Below are 21,396 nucleotides of genomic sequence, written 5' to 3'. Positions count from 1 at the left end.
TCAAAAAACGCGTAACATTGCCTGCCGAATTCGCTACTTCACCAGCGTGCGCAGCGTGTAATAGGCTTCGGCCGGATGAAATGGAGCGCCGTCAGCAGCCAGCGACTTAAGTCGCAGTTCGTAGAGGTGCCCGGCACGCAGTTCCGGAAGTGAGAGGGTGACGCGCTTCTTGTCCTTGCTCAGTTCAGCCTTCGCGACTTTTTCGGTTCGCCGGTCGATGTCGTTGCCGCCGTAAGCGGGTGTCGATTCGCGGCGGCAACTGCTGAGGGAGTAGTTGCTCACATCGGTGGCCAACTTCTCGTCGACGGGCTGAAGAAAGTCGAGCTCGAAGCCGCCGCTGGTCGCCCGCATTTCAGCCAGGCCGTGACCGAGGCCGGCTGGATCGAGTTTGATCCGAATGACTTCGCCGATGTTGTTGCCAGCGCCCCAACCACTATCGCGAATGCTACCGACGACGAGTTCGCCAGTCGGTGAAACCTCACAGCAGATGGGCCCGAGTGGTGATTCCTCTGCCGTCGTGGCGACGGTGAGCGGATAGCAGCAGCCCTGATAGTCGCCGTTGACTTTCTGCAAGCTCATCCGAATCAAGCGGCGGGTGTCGTATTCGCAGCCCACTAGGTGCCCTTCGAGCGGGCCGAAGTGGTTGGCCTTGCCGGCCGCTTGTAACTGCTTGGGTGTGGTCAGGAAGCAGATGCCATTCACGCTGCGAGTCCACGGATGCGGAATATCGATCGCAGGAGGCGTGAGCTTGCTCGGCTTTTCGGCTCCCTTGTTTACAAAGCCAAAGTGCTTGCCGGGCTGCACAAAATTCAATTCGTTGTACGGGTTGTAGTTCCCTTGGTTGTCGGTGACGAACAGCTCGTCGTTCGCATTCAGTGCCATCCCCATGGGAAAGCGATGACCGTGGGTGAGGACCTCCTTGGCAAACCATTGCGGATCCGTGGGAGTGGGTTGGCGCGGCGTAAGTTTGAGGACCGAGCCTTTCAACTTGCCGGCCACAGCAGGGCGATTGTCCTGAAAGCAGGGGAGTGCCAGGTAGTAGTTTCCCGCGGTATCCTGCGGCAAACCAACGGCCCAATCGTGATAGTCACTGGTGTAACCCCAGCCGGAAGCGAGTGTACGAATCTCGGTCCCGCTCCGTGCGCTCGACCGACTCACACGCAGCAATCCATACTTCACAGCGACATCGACATAGTCAGCCCCCGCATTGATGCCATAAGGCGCGGCCAAACCATCGACCAGCAGCTCACCTTGCGGCATGGGCTGAGAAAGCGACTCCTTCGCAAATGCCAACACTTGTCCCTTCAGCGACGCGACGACAAGATCGCCATTTGGTCTCCAGGCCAAAGCCGTGGGCATGATCTCTGGCGGTAGAGTCAATCGCTGGCCGGTGAACCCAGGAGCAATCACGACCGGCGGTTGTTCAATCGGGAACGGAGGAAAACGTGGAGCGTGATATTCGTCAGGGGGCAACTGTGACGTATATCTCGCGCCGAAGGAAATGAGCGTCGCATCGCGTTTCAGTGCTTCAATCTTGATGACGCCACTCTCATCGCGAACGAGCTTCGCTTCATGAGCAAGAGGCTGGATGCGGCCACGCGTGCCGAGTTGCCACTCGCCAGCCTCGGCATCCCATTTCGCGGCTGCGTTCTTCGCGGGTGAAAGCAATTGCCAGACGAGTTTGGCGTCTGCCGGCAGGCCCGTCACGTGATAGGTACGATCCAGACCAGACACGCCCTCTTTCGTAGGAACAGGCCGGACGATCTGTTGGACGAGCAACTTCAGTGGCTGGTCTTCTCCGTCGACATCGAACTGCAACTTGTAATCAAAACTGATTCGCTCCTTCGCCAACAAAGTGCTTACTGGATCGGCTAACCACTGACCGGTAGTGGTGGGCTGATAAGTCTTGCCACGCCACTGAAGTGAGAGTTCTGACTCTGCCAACTGCGGATCAAGCAGCGTCGCGCCCGCCGGTTCCCAATACCAATTCTTCCCTTTGGTTCGTTGCCGCGCGAGATCGCCTTGCGACCAATTCAGCAGTCGATGGGTGGCCAGATCAAACAGCAGATTGTGCCGGTTCGGCAGGCCGATGAGCAGGGCGCGTTCCAGCGTTTGGCCCTCGTGTTCGATCAGGTCGCTGATGACGAGGGGCTGTTGGTCTTCATTGTTCTCGCTGGAGTAGAACCGAGCAACGCGAACGGGCTCGGGCAGGGGCGGTTCGAAGCCGGGCTGACTGAGAACATCCCACACGGCAGCTAATTGCTCCTTGAGGTTGTCTTGCAGCACGCCGCGCACGGGGATTTGGACCGAAGGCATTTCCATGCGGGGAACGATGCGGGCCGGATTGCGCACCCAGCGGTCGAACCACTCTTTACGCAGCCGCTCTTGCGGCATCGATAGCGTGGGCCCGCGCGCGGCAGGTGGAGCTTTGACCGGCTGCACGCTCCCCACTTGATGACAGCTGGTGCATCCAAAGCCATCGGTGCCGACGAGTCGACGACCCGCCAGCGCGCGCGCTTCAAGCTGTGCGGGAGTAAAGATTTCTCTGCCAGCGAGACGGTCTACCGGAATTCGATCGGCCTCGACGAAGTACTCCGTCAGTCGTCGTGTTTGCTCGTCGTCCAAGCGGAACTTGGGCATCTGCACCAGCAGGTAAGGGCGATGCGCGGGACCGGCGCGCGTGATCGACTGGACCAGCGCGGCATCGGTGAGCTTATCCCCCACGCTGTTGAGCGACGGCGGCGTCATCGCCGGAATTTGCGGCGCGAGTTCTTCGTGGGCTTCGACCAGCTTGGCGAGTTTCTCGGCCAGGCGCCGAGGCACGACACCGGCCGGCGCAGGCTCGCGGGCATGACAGGCCAGGCAGTTGTTTTCGATCAGCAATTGAGCACCATCCACAACTGACGATCGCACCAGCGAGCTGCGGCGCTCGGTGAAGTACTTTTGGAGCGCGGCTGCATCGCTCTTGGCCACCGCAAACTTGGGCTGCGACCTGCCAATCACCTGACCAGCTGACGCACAACTCTGGTCCCACTTGCTCTCGCGACGCAACAACGGCACCACGGCAGGCGCACTTAGCTTGGTTACTTCAGTGGCCTCCGGCAGGCGATGGCATTGATCGCAGCGGTACTTTCGCGCGATCTCGCGGGCCTTGGCTCCGTTCGCCTTGGTTCCCGACTCTCGTCCCTCGTCCCCCGTCTCCTTGCCCAGATAAAGCGCCAGCGACTGCCGCTGATCGGCTGTGAGCGCGAACACGGGCATCCGATGATCGCGATTGAGCGACTCGGGCTGTTCGAGCCAGCGAGCAAAGTACTCGGCGGGACGCTTGGCTGCGACGTGAGTCAGATCGCCGCCGCCGAAGAGACCACTCTCGCCAAACTCGCCCCGTTGATGACAGGCAAGACACCCCTGCGTGAAGAACAACCGCTCACCCTCGGCAGCAGAAGGCGGCGCACGCTTTTCTTTCTTCTGTTTGGAGTTGCTCTCTTTCGGCGGAGCCTCTTTCGGCTGGGACGCTGGTTTTTGCTTGGGTTGCTGCGGGCTGTGGCTGGTGAGGAGCCAATCGGCGAGGACTTCCGCCTCGGATGGGTCCATTCCCAGATAGGGCATCCGCCGTTCAATTCGGGGCTCTTCCTTTTCCGAAGCAGGCACCGCGTGTTTCGCCATCAACCAGTTCACCAGCCAAGGTCGCTGCAAGTTGCCAGCCAATTGATCGAGGGCTGGGGCGGGAACCGGTGAAGTCTTCGCAGCTGCCTCGCCGGAATGGCACGCTTCGCAGCGGAGCGCCCGCGTGAGGACAGCGCCCCGTTCGAAATCGACCCGCAACGTCAGCCTGCGATCATGAGCTAGATTGCGGGCTGGAATGGGTTCGAGCGCAAAGCGCTCGCTGGACCAGTGGAGCGAAATGCTCTCGCCCGAGTTGTGCGGAGCGAAGTAAATCTCGATCGGCACTGCGCCATACGAAAGCTTTTGCGGGGGGGATTCCAGCCAACCTTGCGAAACAAGATTTTTGCCAGTGTCGATAATCGGCTTGCCGTCCAGCACCAGATGAGTGCCGCGTCCCGCCGTGTGTAAGTAAAAGGTGTACTGGCCATCTTCAGGTACTAGCAGCACACCGCGCCACACGCTGTTGTGCTGCGTGTGGCCAGCGGAATCCAGTCGCTCATCGGCTACCCTTGCGCCGCGGTTGACGGTGGGTTCCAGCTTCCTGAACTTCACTTGGTTGTCACCATGTTCGGCGATCAGCCCGGGCAAATAGGGCTCTTCTTCACCTTCTTCTTCCTGGGCGAAGACCGGCAGCGCGCAGAGAGCGGCGAACCAGCAGGCTAAGCATTGCAAAAAATTCTTCCACCGCATGCGCGTTCCCCGAGAGCGTGTCAAACCATCCGCGGTCTGTCTGCAATTCCAAGCGTTACTTGTTGATTGTGCCTGCAGACCCTGCAGATTGCTACCGGCGTCCTTCTGCGATCCTCCACTTAAGAACCGTTGGACTGCAGCGGCCGCGGTCGCTCCCCTCAGCTTGATTGCGATTCCGTCACGCTGCAAAATAGCGGACGACTTCTAGCGAACTTTCTCGCGAATTCAAATCCTTGGGGAGTGACGTACATGCGTAACGGGCGATTGATGGCTTGGTCGTTTGGTCTGCTGCTGGCGGTGGCCGGCCTGGCTCAGGCGGCAGATGGCAAAGCGGCTTACACCAACGAAAAAGAGGCTGGACCGGACTTCGCCGTGCAAGGCGAGTATGCCGGGACCGACGTTGAAGGGCATAAGTGGGGCGTGCAGGTGATCGCCCTCGGTGACGGCAAGTTCGATGTGGTCGGCTATCCCGGCGGATTGCCTGGCGATGGCTGGAAGCGCGGCGACGCAACCAAGCGCGGCAAAGGCGAAACCACCGACGGCACCGTCAACGTGAAAGGCGACGATTGGACTGCCACTATCAAGGCTGGCACGATGACCGTCTCGCACGATGGCAAGCAAGTCGCCGAGATCAAGAAGACCGAACGAAAGAGCCCGACGCTGGGCGCGAAGGCACCGACTGGCGCGACGGTCCTGTTCGATGGCACCACGGCCGACAACTTTAAGAACGGCAAGCTGGTCGAAGGGAACCTGCTCGGCGCGACCAACTGCGAAACGAACGCCAAATTTGGCGACCATACGCTGCACATCGAGTTCCGCACCCCGTTCATGCCCGCATCACGGGGCCAAGGTCGCGGTAACAGCGGCGTCTATATGCAGAGCCGCTATGAGCTGCAAGTGCTCGATTCGTTCGGCCTCGACGGCAAGAACAACGAATGCGGCGGCATCTACACTGTCGCCGAGCCGATCGTCAACATGTGCCTGCCCCCCCTGGCCTGGCAAACCTACGACATCGACTTCACCGCCGCCAAATACGACAACGGCAAGAAGATCGAGAACGCCCGCGCCACGATCAAGCACAACGGCGTCGTGATTCACGAAAACCTCGACCTCAAGAACGGCACTCCGGGCAAAGCCAAAGAGGGCCCCGAACCACTCGGCATCTTCCTGCAAGACCACGGCAACCCCGTGGTCTTCCGCAATATCTGGATCGTTGAGAAGAAGTAACTTTCTCTCGATGTAAACGAAATTGAAATGGCCGGTGCGATGTCAATCACGCCGGCCATTTTCGTTACGTCACACGCGCCAACCTTCGCGGTTCTCGATCTTCACCCATTGGTTGAGGTCGGTGAGGTTCGTGACTCGCATGTTGGGGCCATCCCATTGAACGGGATTGCCAACCCCCGCGCGCTGGGCAAGATTGCCGAGCAGTGTGAATTCGGTAAGCTTAGCTGAATAGTCGAAGTGCGAGGCAGTGTCGTTTTTGCCTTCGCGCACAGCGCGAAGGAAATCGCTCCCCACGCTGGAGGGGCGCGGCAGCGTCTTAGCGGGAGCTGGTGTTGCTTTCATCTGTTCGGGCGAAACGATTCGCATGCTGCCGCCGTATGTACCCGTGTAGAGCATGCCCTTCTCGCCGACATAGATGGTGCCGTTCGAATCGAATTTCTGCTCCGGATACTTGGCTACCAGTTCGGTCAACAGTGGCGGAACATTGGATTTGCCACGCGTACCCTTGGGCGCTGCCGTATTCGCGTCGCCGGTATCGCCAACGCCGATGCGGCCGTCATACCAATAGGCTTTGAGCGCTGGCATGTCGCCACGGGCAGGAAAATCCCAGCGAATGCGCGTGCCAGTAGGCAGCCGTTCTTTGGTACCTCCCGACATCTGCTCCACTTCGACCGTCGTGGGATGTTCCAACTTGAGTGCCCAATAGACGCCGTCGAGCACATGGCAACCCATATTGCCGAGCGAACCGTTGCCGAAGTCGTACCAGCCGTGCCACTCGTGCTTGTGCAGATCGACGTGGTAGTCGCGAAACGGAGCAGGGCCAATCCAACTGTCCCAGTTGAGGCCAGTCGGCACCGTCAGCGCTGGCGGTCGTGCGCCGATGCCACCGTTCGCCCGATTGGACCAGCTATGGGTTTCAGTGATCTTGCCGATCGCGCCGGCCCAGACATATTCGCACAATCGGCGATAGCCTTCGTCGCAGTGCCCTTGGTTGCCCATCTGCGTTGGCACTTTGTATTTGGCAGCAAACGCGGACATCTGTCGCGCTTCGTCCACCGTGTGACAGAGGGGCTTTTCGCAGTAGACGCCAATGCCAAGTTGCATGGCCATCAACGACGGCAATGCGTGCTGGTGATTCGGTGTGGCGATGAAGACCGCATCAATCTGCTTGCCGAGCTTATCGAACATCGTCCGATAGTCGGTGAAGGTTTGCACCTTGTCGGCCAGAGCGGCGTTCTTGTTCTTGATCGAGTTGCGCGTCGAATCGAGTTGCTTCTCGTCCGCATCGACGATGGCGACCAGATTCTGGCTGAGCGAAGTGCCGATGTGCGACTGACCGCGCCCGCCACAGCCAATCACCACGCAATTGACCTTCTCCTTCGCTTCCGCCGCATAAACCGAAGTCGGCCCGGCCAGCAACGCCGCGGCGGAAAGTCCACCGGCAGCCCGGGCGGAGTTCTGCAGAAACGTACGACGACTCTGGGATCGTGAGATGTTATCTGTCATGGGAGTGGTCTCGGCAGGGGAGGAGTTTTTGTGGTGAGAGAATTTGCGATGGCATATCGAGAGGCTTACTCAGACTTCTTTACAGAATCGTCGGTCGGCGATGGCGTTGCCTTTTCGTCTGCTGGAGTTGGCTGCTGGGGCTCGGGCTTTTTTGATTTTGGCTTGCTCTTCGGTTTTTTTGGCCCTGCCTTTTTTGGCTCTGCTTTTGGGGGCTTCTCTTCGTCGGCTTTGGCTTCCTTCACCGCCGGCTTGGTGGCGGGAAGCTCGCGAATCTTGAGATTGCGGAAGTCGACGCCGGTGTTGTGGTTTTGCAGCACGAGGCGTCCGCGGGGATGTTCAGCCCAACCCTTCCCGCGGAACTTACTCTTCTCCACTGCTGCGTTCATGGCTTCGCTGCCGAATTCGACTTCGACCACCTTGCGGCCATTCAGCCAATGCTCCCAATGATTGCCGTCGACGACGATTTTGGATTGATTGAATTCACCCGCGGGCGCGAGTTCCTTTCCTTCCGGCGCAAACAGTCCATAGAGCGACGCGGTTGAGAACTTATCGTTCCCCTTGGAGTCTGTCAGGCATTGATACTCGGGGCCAAACGCGTAGCCATTTCCTTTGGTCTCTTGCACGCGATACTTCACGCCGCTGTTCCCTTTGGAGTTGGGAAAACGCCATTCGAAAGTGAACTCGAAATTTTCAAACTCCTGGTCGGTCGTCAGATCGTTGCGCTTTTTGCCACTAGCAACGCACTTGAGGCAACCCTCTTGGGCAACCCAGCAATCGGGCACTTCGTCCATGCCCAGCCCACGCCAGTGCTTGAGCGATTCGCCGTCGAACAACAACTTCCAACCTGCGGCGGCTTCCTCTTTGGTGAGCGACTGTCTAGCCGAGCTATCGTCAGCGGTTATCGTCGGGCAAGAGAACGCGAGAAGCGTGAGCGCGAAGAAATACCGTTGCATGGCATGACCATTGAGAGGAGGAAGCAAGCTGGTGGGAAGAACCGACCACAGGCAACGATTCTTTCCACTCTAAAATAGCTGAACCGGTTTCGAATGCAACATTGAGCGATCATCGGCGACTCGACGCATTCAGGTGAAGCTAGTCGTCCAGATCGGCCGTGTTCCGGCGGATAAATTCCGTGACCTGAGGCTTGCCAATCGCACCTGAGGCCACTCCCTGGACGTGCTCTGCAAATTCGTCCTCAGACGCTGTTAGCATCATGCCATTCAATCGCAAAAAGACGGTGGCAGTTGCGGCACCCACTCTCTTGTTCCCATCCAAGAACGGATGGTTTTGCACCAGGTGAAACAAGTAGGCCGCCGCCATTTCAAAAAGATCGGTGTGTAAATAGCTACCTAGGAAGGTTTGCTGTGGAATCGCATCCCACCAAAGAGGGCCAATTGACTGTGATGAATCTCCATCACTTCCTCAACAGTCAGAAACTCCACAGCCACGCGAAGTTACTCCGCCAGTCGACGGAACGTCTTCGCGTATTGCTGATTCGTGGCGGCCAGCGCGTTCACGAATCGCGTTCGGCGTTCGCTGCTCGATTCCTGTGTCTCGATCGCCAGCCGCAGGAGTTCTAGCAATTCTTTAAGATTGGCGCGCTTCTGCTCATCGAACAACCAGGGCAGGACAACAATGGCACCGGCCATCTCGGCTACTTCGACTTTGGTCGATTCATCGATTCCGAGATGCTCCAGAATCGACGGCGCAATACGAACTCCCAATCCGTCTTCGAGTTTATCCAGTGGTTGCGGCATTCTTGGAGGCGGACATAAACCTTGTCACGCCGCGCACCATGAAATAAGGACTTACGTCACCGTGGGACACAAACCTTGTCCGAGTTGAGACAGAAAGTCTGGCCTGTGGACCGCTTTAAGACACAAAGTTTGGCACGTGGCGCAAGCGATGTCCAGTTGATTTGCCGACCGATCATCGAGCGCGCAGGCTTGTACCACGATCGCCGTAATTCAACGCTGCACTGTCGGTCGAGACCTCCAGCGCCGTCTGCTCGTCGATCCCGAGCAGATCGAGGATCGAACGGTCGATCACCAGCGCCAAACTATTGCCGTGTTTACTCAGCTTCTTGATCATCTCGATCACTCCTGCGAAGTCCACTTCACTTACTCCAATGGTACTACATTGTATTCACATTGTTAAACCATCTTTGTGCATCACGATGTTGCCGCAATCGGCCCCAACCCGCCCGAGCCACCCCCCGGTCGAGTTGGGGCGCAGATCGCGATTTCTTCGCTTGCCGTTAGCGAGGCTTCGACGATGTGCCCTCCCCATTGTCTTTGCGGGCACGTTGTTCCAACTGGGTGACCTGCGTGATTTGCTTGGAAAGCCGCAAGGTCAATTCGATGAGCGGGCCGTATCGTTCGATCGTCTCGAGCGAACCGCCGCTGGCCGCCAAACCTTGGCGAAGCGTCTCGGCCACGATGAGCTCGGTGTCAAACAAGTCCGAATTCACTCCGGCCAAGCAGGCGATCATGGTGTTGGGCTCCGCTTGGGCCTCGACGCGATGATCGTAAATCCGCTGCCGACGACTATCGTAGGCCGGATCGAACGGCACCGTCGCCGGCGACTCGTCGATGGGATTCAGCGCCTCGATGGATTCCTCCGACTGGGCAACGACCTCGTCGGTAATTTCTTCTGTGTCAGTCATCCTTCAGTCCTCCATGGTGAAAAAGAAACGAACTACTAGCGGACGACGTTCTTGTCGCCGCGACTCTTCCGTAACGTGTCTCCGTGATAGTGAAATCCGAGTTGCAGTAATACGGGCTCAAGCCGTCGCTTGGCCGTTCGCAAGGCCTTGTTGCCTTCCGCGGCCAATTTGGCGACTTGTCGGTTCTGGTGATGTTCATGATGTAGCTCAAGTAGTTCTTGGCGTACGCGTTGAACAAGTTCTTCGTCACGCCCCACGTAAACGGCCCGAGCGCGGCCCCCCAGCCGAAACCTTAGTCGCCAATAACCTTCATGTCCGTGGCCGCGATCATCTTGAGTTAGGTATCCCTTTTGGCGTAGAGCTTCTAATTCTGAGAGACCAAGTCCGAGTCGGCGAAGCGCCGGGAAAGATTTAGTTTCGTCGTCGGCGTTCTCGACGGCATTGACGTCGGGCGTGGCTTCCATTTCGTCATCTCCTTAGCAAGCGACACCATCTGGCCGCTGATGGCCAGCAACTCCGACACCGATTTGTCCGTGCCCTTCAACGACTCTTCGCGTTGCGGCGAAAGGCCCTGCAACATTTGCTCGCGGACCGTGGGCGCCTTCTCCAGAAAGAGGGCGTTCAGTTGTACGAATTGAAGTTGCAAGGCGCGGTCAAGCGGGTCGACGGCCGCCTCGGCTTGACGCAACATCGGCCCGGTGACCTGGCGAGCCACGACGCGGTGGTAATTGTGCAAAGCTTCCTTACGTCGCTGACGGCTCTTTTCGTCCGTCGTGACGAGCATGGTCTCGTGAAGATGCTCAACGGCACCGGCCAAGTCGGTCGGCGGCGTGACCATAGCCGGCTTGGTCTTGAGGTGATCCAACTTGCCGACGCCCGAGTAGATGCCGTCGAGTAAAGCGTCCTTAATCCAAACAGATTCGCCACGGGACAGAGCGAAGCGAATCGCCTCGAAATCGCGTTCAGACGGAGTCCACTGGCTGAGCTCGCCGATGTCGATATGGCGATAACGCGCCATCACCTTCAGTTCGTCGACGGCGGCTTGCATGGAAACCGGGTCCGTTTTCGACATCAAGCACAGACGCCATCGCACAAGAGTCAGCCGGATGGGGGGCTCATCCTTTCCGACATAACCGGAGCTAGGAAGGATGTAGGGCGGCATGCCCGGCATACCCGCCGACCCGACGTTCGGCGTCGCCCTACGAAGGCCAGATCGATAAAGTGGATCATTCGGGTCGGGGGCCGATTCCAACCCGTGATCATCTTGCTGGCTTTGACTTTCAAATTGTTCCTCGTGCTGCCGTTCGCTCAGCCGTTGCGTAACACCGTAGTACTGGCACAACAGATCGATCCCTTGCTGATTCAGACGATTGAGGCCGGCGATCGGAGCGGCTACCAGCCCGAATGACCGCAACAGAATGGTGTCGTTGATCGTGTCCGTCAGGAACACGGCCTGCTCGTCCATATCGAGAGCGTCGAACGTGTGTTTGTCGCCCAACACCTCGAAAATCGGGGCTTTGTCCCCCAACACGCAGCCGGCTTCGGTCATCAGATTGCGAACCCGGCCTGTGGTCGTATCGATCAGCACGACGAAGGCGACGTCGGGAGCCGCGAGCATCGGGCGCAGGGCGAGCCGACCGTCGGCATCCTTCTTCACTATGCCGCTTCTCACCAAACTCTGCTCAGAATGACGCTCCATCAACGAGGCCAAAGCCGCCGCCGGGTCCGTCGGTCCTAACAGGGAGTGCTTATCCGCTTCGCAGCAATTCCAAGGAGCCGGGAACGCAAACGGTCGGCATAGTTCTAAATAGGAATCAAAGCAGGAATTCATTGTGTTTCTCCGTAAACTGGGTGGTGCAGACGCCGACGGCGTCTGCAGGTTGTCATTCGGTTAATTTGCTGCCGCCGAAGCGGCCGTCCGATCTTCATCAGCTCGTTCGTTATTCTGCGGCGATGCCGAGCGTTGAATCTGGGCGAGTTCGAGACGTTGTGCCCACCGCTGCATGCGAAATGCGAGTTTCTCACGTTCCAGTTGGAGGAATTTCTCGTCGCGACGAATCTCGACAGCTAACTTCATGAACTCGATCGACTGTTCCGAGGTGAGGGGCATCTCGGTGGCTTGCACAATCTTGGCGTGCAACAACATTGCGGCGTCGGCGAATTGCTCAGCCGGCTCAGTCGGCAAGCGAAGCTTGGCTTCGATCAACTTCTTGGCGACATAAGGACCGTAGGAATAGGCCGCCCGCAACCGAGCGGCTACGTCATCGCGGCCGGCGTCTGCCTCGGGATTGATTACTTTGGCGACGATCCAGGGCGCAGCGGTCAGCATCGGACGAACGTCGAAGTACAGGTTCTCGATGACCTGCAGTATGGCCTCCTGTACCTGCAACAGTTCGCAAATCTCGGCGGCGGGAACATTGGCCAAGACGAGTATCTGGACGGCCACTCGCAGTTCCGGCTGGCCCCAAGCCGCAACTGCCGTCGCGATATCTGGGTATTTCTTGCCGGCCGCAGCTTGCCCGGGCTCACCCTGCGATTGCAGTCGGTAGAACTCCGCCGCTTGTCGCGTCGCCACGTCAAACTCGCCGGGCATCCGCACTTTATCGCGGGCAGCATAGTCTTCGGCCAAGTGCTTACGCCAATCGGCGCCCAGCTCCACGCGCCTCCATCCGACGCATAAATTCCCAACCTGTTCCATAGCTGATCTCCGTAATCGTGTCTCGAGAAGCCGTTACACGCCATCACCGATAATTGTCGGCCGCCTTGCTTGGCGTAACTACGGACGTCTTTTGGCGTAGCTCCGCCAATCGCGCCTTCGAGAGACGATAGCCGGCGCCAGTTTTGGCTTCGATGAGCGATTTGATAGGAGCCGGAAGCTTCTTGTAGACCCGATCAACCCGGTCGATAAGCTTGAGGACTTCATCCTGCGCGTAATCTCTCGGTCCGAACCAGACGTTTGGCTCGCTAATCAGCAAGTTGACCAAGCGCACCCCTTCATAATCGACGGGATAGGGACGACCTGCGACAATCACGATCGACTCCTCCAGATCAACCTCAATCAAGGGCGCCGGCGTCTTCGGTTGCTCAGCGCCGCTTGAATGCGTCGGCACGCGTCGCAACAACGTCTCGATCAGTTCCAAGATCTCCGAGTAGGCGGGCGGCTTCTGCTGCACGAGCGCTAGCAGCTGAGTTGCGAACGGGTTGCCGACGACTTGCCCTGGATAAGGCAGCGATCGGATCCTCACTTGCCCGCGCGGAATAACGGCGACTTCATAGCCCGTCTTACCGGGACGAACGTCAATCTGTTGAGCCGGGGCGTCGACGATCTTCCGAGCATCCAGCGCGTATTGAACGCTCAGTTGCAAAAGCTTGGTTGGACTCGGATGCGGGCGTCCTAATTCGGCATACAGTTTGGATAGCACTTGATCTTCGGCATCGAGATACTGTTCGATTGCTACTTGACTGGTACAGCCGAGCCTCTCTAGCTGCAAAATCAACTGATCTAGATAGGCACCGACAAGCTCTGCATCCTTGCGTGCGTCGGCTTGGATTTGCCGAATATGCTTGTTCAGGAGGGCATTCGTCACCTGCGACTTGGGGATTTTCAAGAGGACGGCCAACGCCGCTCGTACTAGGTCTCGATCACCCGTCGCTTGGCGATTTTGACGAGATACCGATGGCGAGGGCTCACACGACAGTCGCTTGGTCAGCGCGTGAATGACCCGTTGGGCCAACTCATTGGACGCATTCGTTGCAACGGGCGGCTTGGCGGCTCGACGATGGCTCGATTTCTTCTTCATGGAACTCTCTGTCTAATCCTGTTTTGAGCTAGCACTGTGCAGACGTTCGATAATCGGACGCCGCGTTAACGAGTTAATAGTCGTCGCCAGTCGTCCGAAGGCAAAAAGAACCACAGGACCAGCATGCGGCGTGGGCGCGTCGCGATAAGTTTTTTTCTATCAAGCGTTTATGACGATGCGATAGCGCCGACGTCGCGAGCGGGACACTTGGGACGTCCAGAGAACGGGTGCCCCCAACCTGGACGAATCGAGATGTTTTCCTACGGGGGACGATTCTTCATGTCAGCTCCGCCCGTCTGCGGAATAGCGCTCATATGACGGCCGGCGGAATCGATCCCCTAATCCGACGCGTCCGCGGCGGTGAAACCAAAAGTATCGCCGAAGTGATCCGTCGTTTTGAGCAGCCCGTCTGGTGGGTCGTCGCGGCCATGTTGCAAGATTTCGATCGTTCGCGCGAGATGCTGCAACAGGTGTTCGTCAACGCCTACTTGCATCTCGGTGAGTTCCAACTCGGCCGCGACTTCCAGTAATCGATCAAGGAGATCCCGCGCAAGGCCGAGAGTCGCATGGCCGCGGTGGGAATCATCTACAATCCGCAGTCGAGTTGAAACACGAAGGGGGCGCGGCACTCTTGGCCAAGTGGGAACAACTCGATGCTCAGCGCTGGCGCGGTTGGCGGAGTGAGGTCTATCGCGAACAGACCCAATACTTCCGCAACCATCAGCATCGCATGGATTATCCGCGCTATATCGCCAACGGCTGGCAGATCGGCTCGGGACCTGTCGAGTCCGGCTGCAAACGCCTCGTCACGCAACGCCTCAAAGGCGCCGGCATGCGCTGGAAAGAACGCGGCACGAACACCATGTGCCACCTCCGCGCCCTGCTCCTCAGCCATCCCAGCCAATGGAACCACTACTGGGCCGCTAGCGAACCAACCCTTCACCTACAAAACTGAACCCTGCCCCGCGGCTCGTGCGTCGGCACCCGCCAACCATATGAGCACTTGCGAATAGCGACGGCTGTACCCCAGTCGCGTGTTGTCCGCACCGGGTGACTTACGAGGTCGGATTTATCGCTCATTTGGACTGTCCAATCGATTGGCAACAATGTCCCCCCGAAAATTCAAATGACACCCTAAACCGCAGGCGGCCAATTAGATCGCCCGCGCCGGTAAGTAACACTAGAACATCGACGTGCGCTCACAGATACCTAGAAGACCCGACCTAGCAGCCATGCGACCTTTGCTTCATTCATAAGGACGTTCAAGGTTGGCGGATCAATCTGATTTCCAGACGCAAATTTCGTCTTTGCTGCCGGAAACAAGGTTCCGGCCGTCGGCGCTGATCGCGAGACACATTACAGTTTCGACGTGCCCCGCGAGGGTTGCCACCTGCTTGCCGGAGCGGATGTCCCAGATTCGAATGGTTTTGTCTTCGCCTGCCGACACAAGGCGCAAGCCGTCAGACGAGAACAGGACCGACGTGACGTCGCCTGTGTGACCGCGAAAGGTCTGCACCACGTCGCCGGTTTCCGCGTTCCATAGACGTAGCGAGTCGTCCCAACTTGCAGAGACGATATGTTTGCCCGAGGGACTGAAGGCGACCGACGTCACGGTTTCCGTGTGACCGCGGAGCGTCCGGACTTCCTCGCCGCTTAACGTGTCCCAGATTTTCAGCTCGTTCTCGCCGTCACCGGTTACGATCTGCTTGCCATTGGGGCTGAACGCCGCCGTGGTTACATCGTATTCATTGCCTTGCTCGAAAGTGAGCAGCTCTGTGCCGTCGCTTGTGTCCCAAACAACCAGCGAATCGTCGGCGCTGCCGGAGGCTAGGTATTTGCCGGACGGATCGAAGCGGACCACCGTGATCGAGTCCTCATGCCCGTCAAATTGCCTCACCTGCTTGCCGGTCTGAGCATCGCAAATTTCAAGTTTGCCGTCGTACGTTCCCACAGCGATTCGCTTGCCATCGTTATGGAACGCGACAGCGGTCACAGGGCTGGCGTAGCGGCGTAGCATCCGGACTGGGCCGCCGGCCTTCAGATCCCACAGCCTGAGCGTTTGATCGTCGCCGCCGGACACAAGCCAAGCGCTGTCGGGGCTGATCGCCACCGACAACACCCAGCGATCATGGCCCCGCAGCACGGTAAGCTCGCGGGATTGCGGAGCCGCCTCATCGGCGTGCGCAATCACCTTCATCGCGGCAATCCCCAACCACCAAGTCACCAGGCAAAGCATCAATCGCATTACGGAGGTGGCAATGCGCGAACGCAAGTTCAACCGCCGCAGGTTGCGTCTGTCGGCGATCCTCATACCAGTAATTCCGTGATCGGGCCCTTGCTCTCCTTAAACGATTCCACAGGACAACGCAGTTGCTGCAAGATCGTCAGGTATAGATCCGAAGCCGAACGCTCGTTCCCCTTCCACTTCAGATGCTGGCCGTGCCGGAAGCCGAGCTTATTGCCGCCAGCTAACAGCAGAGGGAAGTTGCTGCCCGAATGGCTGCTGATCTGCGACCCACCCAAGAGCAGGACAGTGTGGTCGAGCAACGTGCCGTCGCTGGCTTCGATGGCCGCCAGTTTGTCCATCAGTCGTGCCAGACATTCGCAGTACATCCGATCGCGCAGTCCGATCAGTTTCGTATCAGAGTTGTCCACGCCGCGGTTTCCGGAACCCTTGTGATGATAGTCGTGAACGCCGCGTGTGGGCGCTCCAGTCGTTTTCGCCCACTCCTTGTACTCGTCATAGCTGGGCCCGGCTTCGCCGCCCAGGGTTTGGGTCACCACACGCGTCATATCTGTTTGAAAGGCAAGCACGATCAGGTCTATCATGAGCTCGATGTGGTCCCGCATGCTCGACTTGCTCTTGGGTTCGGTTTGTACACTCGTTTCGTCGAACGACGGTCGCCCCTTTTTAAGAATGGCCTCGCGATCGTCAAGCCGCTTCTCGACTTCGCGGATGGAAGTCAGGTATTGCTCCATGCGTTGTTGATCCGCGCGACCCAGCCTCCGCTGCAGGTCTTTCACGTCGCCAACAGCCGTGTCGAGGATACTGCGATTGAGCACAAGCCGGGCTTTGGCCTGCTTTAGGTGGGAAGCATCGGCGGGTGGAAAAAGGTTCTCGAATATTGACCGATAGTCACTCGTCGCCGGAATGTCGACCCCCAAAGCATTGCGCGAGAGCGTCGCCGCGCCCACGCCTGAAGTCCACGACAGCACCAGCGACGGCAGGTAAGTTGGTCCGATGTACTTCGCCGCCACCTGATCCATCGACACGGAATTGCTCAGTACGCCGGGCGTGATGTTGATGTTGTGCCCGGTGAGAAAATTGTACGGGTGAGGATGGCCGCTGATCCGCCCTTCGATGTGAGATAGGCTGGTCAGCACGCTGAACCGCTCGCGATGGCGAGCGAGCGGCTCATGCGTCGGCGAAATGGCATACTGGAAGCCTGTATCTACGGGGAACCAGTTGTAGTGGTTGATGCAGCCGGGAACATAAAAGCAGGCGAGCCGCCCAGGATCGGATTTTCCTCGAGCGGCGGCAAGCGTCTTGCCAGACATGATCTCCAGCCAAGGGATCGCAATGCTGGCGCCCAAGCCTCGCAGAATCGTACGACGGGAAATCGAGTTAGCTTTGGCGTTCATTGCAAAGGACCTGTGGGGTTGGAGGTACTTTCCAGAAACACTTGAGAGCGAATCAAGGACTTAAGCAAGTCGCGCATCGCGTAGCTTGTGCCTGCATGCTCGTTCATGATTTCCCGAATCGTGATGAGATCAAGGGCATGCGGCATGCGCCCGGTTCCGTAGAGCGTGAGCTTCTTGAGCAATCCCCGGACGATATCGTCGCGGTAGTGCCTGGCGAGTAATTCCTTGCACTCCTCGAAGCTGGTAAATTCTTCTCCGCGGGGCAAGGTTCCCACAGCATCGACGGGCCGGGTCTTGCCTTCACCGCGCCATTCGATTTTGCCATCCAATTCGGCACGGTGATAGCGTTCGTGTTCGACATTTCGCCAACGACCGCTCAGGTCGAAATTTTGGAAGGCGAAACCTAGCGGGTCCATCTTCTTGTGGCAAACCGAGCATTTGCTGTCCGCCTGGTGCTGGATGAGCAACTCCCGAAAACTCTTGCCCTGGTTCCCCTTGTCGAACGGCAGCAGTTCGGGAACTTCCAGCGGAGGCGGAGGTGGTGGATCATCCAGGATGTGGTTCAAGGTCCATGATCCCCGGTATATCACCCAGTTGTCTCCCATCCAACAGAGCATCGACTGAATTCCGGCGTGGCCCAGCACGCCGCCCCCACGCGGATCGTCCTCACGAGGTCGCACCGCAACCTTCCGCAACGTGCCACCCTCGATACCAGGGTGACCGTAATGAACCGCCAGGATATCGTTCATCATCGTCCAGTCACTGGAAATCAACTCTTTCGCCGGGCGGTTGTCCCTGAAAAGTTGCGCGACATATTGAATGGTTTCCTCTCTCATCGAATCTTTCAGGTGCCGTCCGAATCGGAAATCCTGTTTCCTGAAATGAGTCATCGTCTGAGTGATCGGCTGGTTGAGATTGAGCCATTGCGTCACAAACGGACGGAAAAAGGCGTCGCTGCGCGGGTCGCCCAGCAGGCGGTCGACTTGCGCGTCAAGCACTTGCGGGTCACGGAGTTTGCCAGCAGTAGCTAGTTTTCGTAATTCTTGGTCTGGAGGGGCGCCAACGAGCATGAAGCTCAGCCGCGCAGCGATCGCGTGCTGAGCGACGAGCGAGTCTTTGTCAGACGGGGAAGCCAGATAGCGGAACGGCCCGCCCATCAGCACCGCTTGGAAAGCTGCCCGCAATGCCTCGTCAAACGAAAGCTCTTCTTTGCGAATCTGCCGGTAGAGCGCGAAGAACTTCACTTGTTCCTCGTCGGTCGCCGGCCGGCGCCAAGCGCGCTCGATCCAGAGACGAAGCAGCTTTCCTGCAATCGCCTCGTCATCTTTGAGGTCGCCGATTTCTGCCTGCCAGGCAGCGGGAGGCCACGCGGCGAGGTGATCGTAATCGACTTCGATCGACTCGATCACAATGGAAGGCACGGGCTGCTCATCAGGTGCGCGCAGTACCTTGCGATCAAACTTGGGGCGGTAGACACCGATTCCGCCTGGGATATTGTCCTCCGGCTTGCTGGAGTCGTCATTCGGGAACCCGTCGACTGCATAGGGAACTTCGACGAAAGACTGCAGCATGATTTTGATCGCGTCACCTTCGATCAAACAATCTTCCATGCGCACGGCATACGTCAGCGTTTGCGGCTCCTCGCCGATGGGACGATAATCGATGTAGTTGCCGCCGACCTTGACCCACAGGATTGGAATGGGCAGCCCAGGCATTGGCCGCCGCGTTTTCACGCGGAGCGTCATCTTGAGCGCCGCGCGCTTGTCCGGCGGTGCCGGCAAGGCGAGAAATGAATTGCCATTATCGCCCGTCCACTGCGTCGGCAGATACAGCCCGATTCCCTTCTTGCTCGGCAACCCTTTGGATCGGGTGAAGATTCCGTGGTCCTTCCAGTTTGATTCGATGAACTTGTAAAAATCGGTGAATTCCAATTCGCGGAAATCCAGGTTGATTTTGCGGTCGCGGGCCGGCTCCAGAAAGCGGATGCTCTCGACTGCCCGCTGCGTTACTTCGAGCAACTGGGCGACCGAATCGGCTGCATCTTGCAGCGCGACCGCGCCGGTATCGAAGCCATCAACTTTGGCGTCCTCTGGCAGTCCTGCGGCAAAGTCAATCGGCAGTCCAGTAAGGTCTTGCAGTGCGGCCGAAAACTCCCGGCGATTCAGCCGCCGCTGCGTTCCGCCCGTAATCGCGATTTGCTGTGCTGTCTGGTCGCTGATCCACTTCAAGATCTGCTGCCGCTCTGCCGCGGTCGGCTGCGGTTCACCTTTTGGCGGCATCTCGCCGCTGATCAGCGCTTCGTAAACCTTCGTCCACAATGGCTGGCTCTCCTCATCGAATCCTGCGACCCGATCGAGGCGAACCTGGGCGTTTTGTTCCTTGTCGCCATGGCAGCCCACACAATTCTTGCTCAGCAGCTGCCGGACGTCTTGTGGATCCGCCATGGCTTGGTTCGCGGCAGACCCCAGGATTAGAATACACGCTAGGAAAGTGGGCCACCTTGAGGGCGAGCCTAAATTGAATGCAATCTCATTCATTTTCGTACAACACGTTACGTGTTTCAACTTTGGGACGGGTTTTGACAGGGCTGCGCAATTGTTCAATTTGCGGTCTGGGCTTTTTACAAGCCTGAAGCGCAAGCGAAGGAATGGACGTGGTTCCTTCGCTCGCGCTTCAGGCTTATGAAGAAACAGGCTCCCTAGCTTGAATAAGTGCGTGACCCTGCGGGTTTTGACATGTCTCAAGTCAGTATTCTCGCCTCACCCTTATAGTTTCGATGAATGGGACGCAGTTTCGTTCAGGCCAAAATCTCTTGGATCACCGTCCCCGAAACATCAGTCAAACGGAAATCGCGGCCGCCGTAGCGGTAGGTGAGACGTTCGTGATCGAGGCCCATGAGGTGCAGCATGGTGGCGTGCAGGTCGTGGGGGTGAACTCGTTTTTCCACCGCCTTGAAACCGAACTCGTCGGTCGCGCCGTAAGCCAAGCCGCCGCGCACGCCCCCGCCGGCGAGCCACACGGAAAAACCCCAATGGTTGTGATCGCGGCCGTCATTGCCTTGCGACGCCGGAGTGCGGCCGAATTCGCCGCCCCACAGAACCAGCGTTTCTTCTAGCAGGCCGCGCTGTTTCAGATCGGCCAGCAGCCCAGCGATCGAACGATCAGACGCCGCGGCCAACTGCTTGTGCTGGCCGTCGTTGTTGCCATGCGTATCCCACGGTTGCCCCGCGCCGGAGTAAATTTGCACGACTCGTACTCCGCGTTCGACCAGCCGCCGGGCCAGCAGGCAGCTTGCGCCGAAACCGTTCATCTTTCCGTCCGTACCGTGATAGAGTCTTTGCACGGACTCGGGTTCCGTCCGCCACGCGAATGCTTCCGGCGCAGCGGCCTGCATCCGAAACGCGAGTTCAAACGAAGCGATGCGGGCGTCGAGCGGGTCTTCCTTCTCGCGTGTGGTGCGATGTTGGGCGTTCATTTGTTGGATGAAGTCGAGTTGACGTCGTTGCGAAGTGGCCGAGAGCTGGCCATTTTCCAAATGCGGCAGCACTTGCTGCGGACGAAAGTCGACCGGCAAATTCAGATGGCAACCTTGATACACGCCGGGCAAAAACCGATTGCTCCAATTCGCCGCGCCGTTCACCGGCAGACCGGGGCTGAGCACTACGTAGCCGGGGAGGCTTTCATTCTCCGTGCCCAAGCCATATAGCAGCCACGAACCATATGACGGGCGAATCGCCTGCACATGGCCGCTATTCATCATGAACATGGACGGTTCGTGGTTGGGAATATCAGTGTACATCGAACGGATAACACAGAGATCGTCGGCGAAGCGGCCGGTTTCGGCGTACAATTCGCTAATCTCCAAACCGGATTGGCCACGTTTCGGAAATTTGAAGGGCGACGGTCGCAACCCGCCGGTGCCGTTCTCCGTTTTCAATTCGGCGGTGCTCGCCGGTCGCTGGCCCGCATGAGTCGTGAGCGCGGGCTTGGGATCGAACGTGTCCACCTGCGACGGGCCGCCGTTCATGTAGAGGTGAATGATGTGTTTCGCTCGCGGCCGAAAATGCGGCTGCTTGAGCGTCAGCGGATTGGCCGCAATCGATTCACGGTCACCGCACAGGCCAGCGAGTCCGAGGACGCCAAGGCCCGTTCCCATGCGTTGCAAGGCTTCGCGTCGCGTGAAAAACATTGGAAGCTCCG

At 58.3% G+C, this 21,396-nt stretch carries 17 protein-coding genes; 3 read left to right on the top strand and 14 right to left on the bottom strand.

Translation table 11 applies throughout. From position 1 onward, the window contains the following. Nucleotides 1-33 precede the first annotated feature (33 nt). Nucleotides 34-4,356, bottom strand: coding sequence for a PA14 domain-containing protein (locus ETAA8_RS00675; RefSeq protein WP_145083399.1), 4,323 nt, complete (start codon nucleotides 4,354-4,356; stop codon nucleotides 34-36). Between the two features lie 249 nt (nucleotides 4,357-4,605). Here ETAA8_RS00675 and ETAA8_RS00670 point away from each other — a divergent pair, with 249 nt between their 5' ends. After that, nucleotides 4,606-5,583 carry a 3-keto-disaccharide hydrolase gene (locus ETAA8_RS00670; protein ID WP_145083395.1) on the top strand — a complete coding sequence of 326 codons (978 nt, stop codon included), beginning with the start codon at nucleotides 4,606-4,608 and terminating at the stop codon, nucleotides 5,581-5,583. 69 nt (nucleotides 5,584-5,652) lie between these two features. On the opposite strand, the gene ETAA8_RS00665 is transcribed toward ETAA8_RS00670, so the two are convergent. The 9 genes from ETAA8_RS00665 to ETAA8_RS00630 form a co-directional block, all read right to left on the bottom strand. Beyond that, complete coding sequence (locus ETAA8_RS00665; RefSeq protein WP_145083392.1) at nucleotides 5,653-7,089, bottom strand: Gfo/Idh/MocA family protein; 1,437 nt, start codon at nucleotides 7,087-7,089, stop codon at nucleotides 5,653-5,655. Nucleotides 7,090-7,154: 65 nt separating this feature from the next. Continuing rightward, the gene (locus tag ETAA8_RS00660; RefSeq protein WP_145083389.1) at nucleotides 7,155-8,042 is read right to left on the bottom strand and encodes a 3-keto-disaccharide hydrolase; all 888 of its coding nucleotides are present in this window, start codon (nucleotides 8,040-8,042) and stop codon (nucleotides 7,155-7,157) included. Between the two features lie 139 nt (nucleotides 8,043-8,181). Beyond that, nucleotides 8,182-8,460 (bottom strand): type II toxin-antitoxin system death-on-curing family toxin, encoded by a 279-nt coding sequence (locus ETAA8_RS00655; RefSeq protein WP_261343655.1) that lies wholly within the window; start codon nucleotides 8,458-8,460, stop codon nucleotides 8,182-8,184. 83 nt (nucleotides 8,461-8,543) lie between these two features. Further along, nucleotides 8,544-8,846 (bottom strand): hypothetical protein, encoded by a 303-nt coding sequence (locus ETAA8_RS00650; protein ID WP_145083386.1) that lies wholly within the window; start codon nucleotides 8,844-8,846, stop codon nucleotides 8,544-8,546. 172 nt (nucleotides 8,847-9,018) lie between these two features. Next, a complete protein-coding gene (locus ETAA8_RS34265; RefSeq protein ID WP_202921477.1) occupies nucleotides 9,019-9,180 on the bottom strand; it encodes an AbrB/MazE/SpoVT family DNA-binding domain-containing protein in 162 nt (53 codons plus the stop codon). Nucleotides 9,181-9,346: 166 nt separating this feature from the next. Beyond that, the gene (locus ETAA8_RS00645; RefSeq protein WP_145083383.1) at nucleotides 9,347-9,754 is read right to left on the bottom strand and encodes a hypothetical protein; all 408 of its coding nucleotides are present in this window, start codon (nucleotides 9,752-9,754) and stop codon (nucleotides 9,347-9,349) included. Nucleotides 9,755-10,118: 364 nt separating this feature from the next. Next, nucleotides 10,119-11,411, bottom strand: coding sequence for a hypothetical protein (locus ETAA8_RS00640; RefSeq protein WP_145083380.1), 1,293 nt, complete (start codon nucleotides 11,409-11,411; stop codon nucleotides 10,119-10,121). A gap of 234 nt (nucleotides 11,412-11,645) precedes the next feature. Beyond that, nucleotides 11,646-12,413 (bottom strand): hypothetical protein, encoded by a 768-nt coding sequence (locus ETAA8_RS00635; RefSeq protein WP_145083377.1) that lies wholly within the window; start codon nucleotides 12,411-12,413, stop codon nucleotides 11,646-11,648. 82 nt (nucleotides 12,414-12,495) lie between these two features. Further along, nucleotides 12,496-13,554 carry a hypothetical protein gene (locus tag ETAA8_RS00630; RefSeq protein ID WP_145083374.1) on the bottom strand — a complete coding sequence of 353 codons (1,059 nt, stop codon included), beginning with the start codon at nucleotides 13,552-13,554 and terminating at the stop codon, nucleotides 12,496-12,498. 314 nt (nucleotides 13,555-13,868) lie between these two features. On the opposite strand from ETAA8_RS00630, the gene ETAA8_RS00625 reads away from it, so the two are divergent. Both ETAA8_RS00625 and ETAA8_RS35760 read left to right on the top strand, forming a co-directional pair. Next, entirely contained in the window at nucleotides 13,869-14,084 is a 216-nt protein-coding gene (locus ETAA8_RS00625; RefSeq protein ID WP_145083371.1) for a hypothetical protein, read from the top strand. A 74-nt stretch (nucleotides 14,085-14,158) separates the two neighbouring features. After that, a complete protein-coding gene (locus ETAA8_RS35760) occupies nucleotides 14,159-14,509 on the top strand; it encodes a hypothetical protein (protein WP_145083368.1) in 351 nt (116 codons plus the stop codon). Nucleotides 14,510-14,830: 321 nt separating this feature from the next. On the opposite strand, the gene ETAA8_RS00615 is transcribed toward ETAA8_RS35760, so the two are convergent. From ETAA8_RS00615 to ETAA8_RS00600, 4 genes are all read right to left on the bottom strand, one after another. After that, nucleotides 14,831-15,766, bottom strand: coding sequence for a WD40 repeat domain-containing protein (locus ETAA8_RS00615; protein WP_202921476.1), 936 nt, complete (start codon nucleotides 15,764-15,766; stop codon nucleotides 14,831-14,833). A gap of 95 nt (nucleotides 15,767-15,861) precedes the next feature. After that, the gene (locus tag ETAA8_RS00610; RefSeq protein WP_145083362.1) at nucleotides 15,862-17,196 is read right to left on the bottom strand and encodes a DUF1552 domain-containing protein; all 1,335 of its coding nucleotides are present in this window, start codon (nucleotides 17,194-17,196) and stop codon (nucleotides 15,862-15,864) included. Next, nucleotides 17,193-19,640: a DUF1592 domain-containing protein gene (locus tag ETAA8_RS00605; protein ID WP_202921475.1), complete on the bottom strand. Its 2,448-nt coding sequence runs from the start codon at nucleotides 19,638-19,640 to the stop codon at nucleotides 17,193-17,195. The genes ETAA8_RS00610 and ETAA8_RS00605 overlap by 4 nt, the downstream gene beginning before the upstream one ends. 353 nt (nucleotides 19,641-19,993) lie before the next feature. Continuing rightward, nucleotides 19,994-21,385 (bottom strand): DUF1501 domain-containing protein, encoded by a 1,392-nt coding sequence (locus ETAA8_RS00600; protein ID WP_145083356.1) that lies wholly within the window; start codon nucleotides 21,383-21,385, stop codon nucleotides 19,994-19,996. Nucleotides 21,386-21,396 lie beyond the last annotated feature (11 nt).

Origin of the sequence: Anatilimnocola aggregata, assembly GCF_007747655.1 — a bacterium.
Lineage (GTDB): Bacteria > Planctomycetota > Planctomycetia > Pirellulales > Pirellulaceae > Anatilimnocola > Anatilimnocola aggregata.
Note: the sequence above shows the minus strand (reverse complement) of the source record. Positions and strands in the feature narration are given on the sequence as shown.

Excerpts from the sequence above, each read along its gene's own strand:
- ETAA8_RS00630 (WP_145083374.1), bottom strand. The coding sequence starts at position 13,554 with ATGAAGAAGAAATCGAGCCATCGTCGAGCCGCCAAGCCGCCCGTTGCA.
- ETAA8_RS00670 (WP_145083395.1), top strand. The coding sequence starts at position 4,606 with ATGCGTAACGGGCGATTGATGGCTTGGTCGTTTGGTCTGCTGCTGGCG.
- ETAA8_RS00610 (WP_145083362.1), bottom strand. The coding sequence starts at position 17,196 with ATGAACGCCAAAGCTAACTCGATTTCCCGTCGTACGATTCTGCGAGGC.
- ETAA8_RS00665 (WP_145083392.1), bottom strand. The coding sequence starts at position 7,089 with ATGACAGATAACATCTCACGATCCCAGAGTCGTCGTACGTTTCTGCAG.
- ETAA8_RS00625 (WP_145083371.1), top strand. The coding sequence starts at position 13,869 with ATGACGGCCGGCGGAATCGATCCCCTAATCCGACGCGTCCGCGGCGGT.
- ETAA8_RS00600 (WP_145083356.1), bottom strand. The coding sequence starts at position 21,385 with ATGTTTTTCACGCGACGCGAAGCCTTGCAACGCATGGGAACGGGCCTT.
- ETAA8_RS00675 (WP_145083399.1), bottom strand. The coding sequence starts at position 4,356 with ATGCGGTGGAAGAATTTTTTGCAATGCTTAGCCTGCTGGTTCGCCGCT.
- ETAA8_RS00605 (WP_202921475.1), bottom strand. The coding sequence starts at position 19,640 with ATGGCGGATCCACAAGACGTCCGGCAGCTGCTGAGCAAGAATTGTGTG.
- ETAA8_RS00660 (WP_145083389.1), bottom strand. The coding sequence starts at position 8,042 with ATGCAACGGTATTTCTTCGCGCTCACGCTTCTCGCGTTCTCTTGCCCG.
- ETAA8_RS00650 (WP_145083386.1), bottom strand. The coding sequence starts at position 8,846 with ATGCCGCAACCACTGGATAAACTCGAAGACGGATTGGGAGTTCGTATT.
- ETAA8_RS00645 (WP_145083383.1), bottom strand. The coding sequence starts at position 9,754 with ATGACTGACACAGAAGAAATTACCGACGAGGTCGTTGCCCAGTCGGAG.
- ETAA8_RS34265 (WP_202921477.1), bottom strand. The coding sequence starts at position 9,180 with ATGATCAAGAAGCTGAGTAAACACGGCAATAGTTTGGCGCTGGTGATC.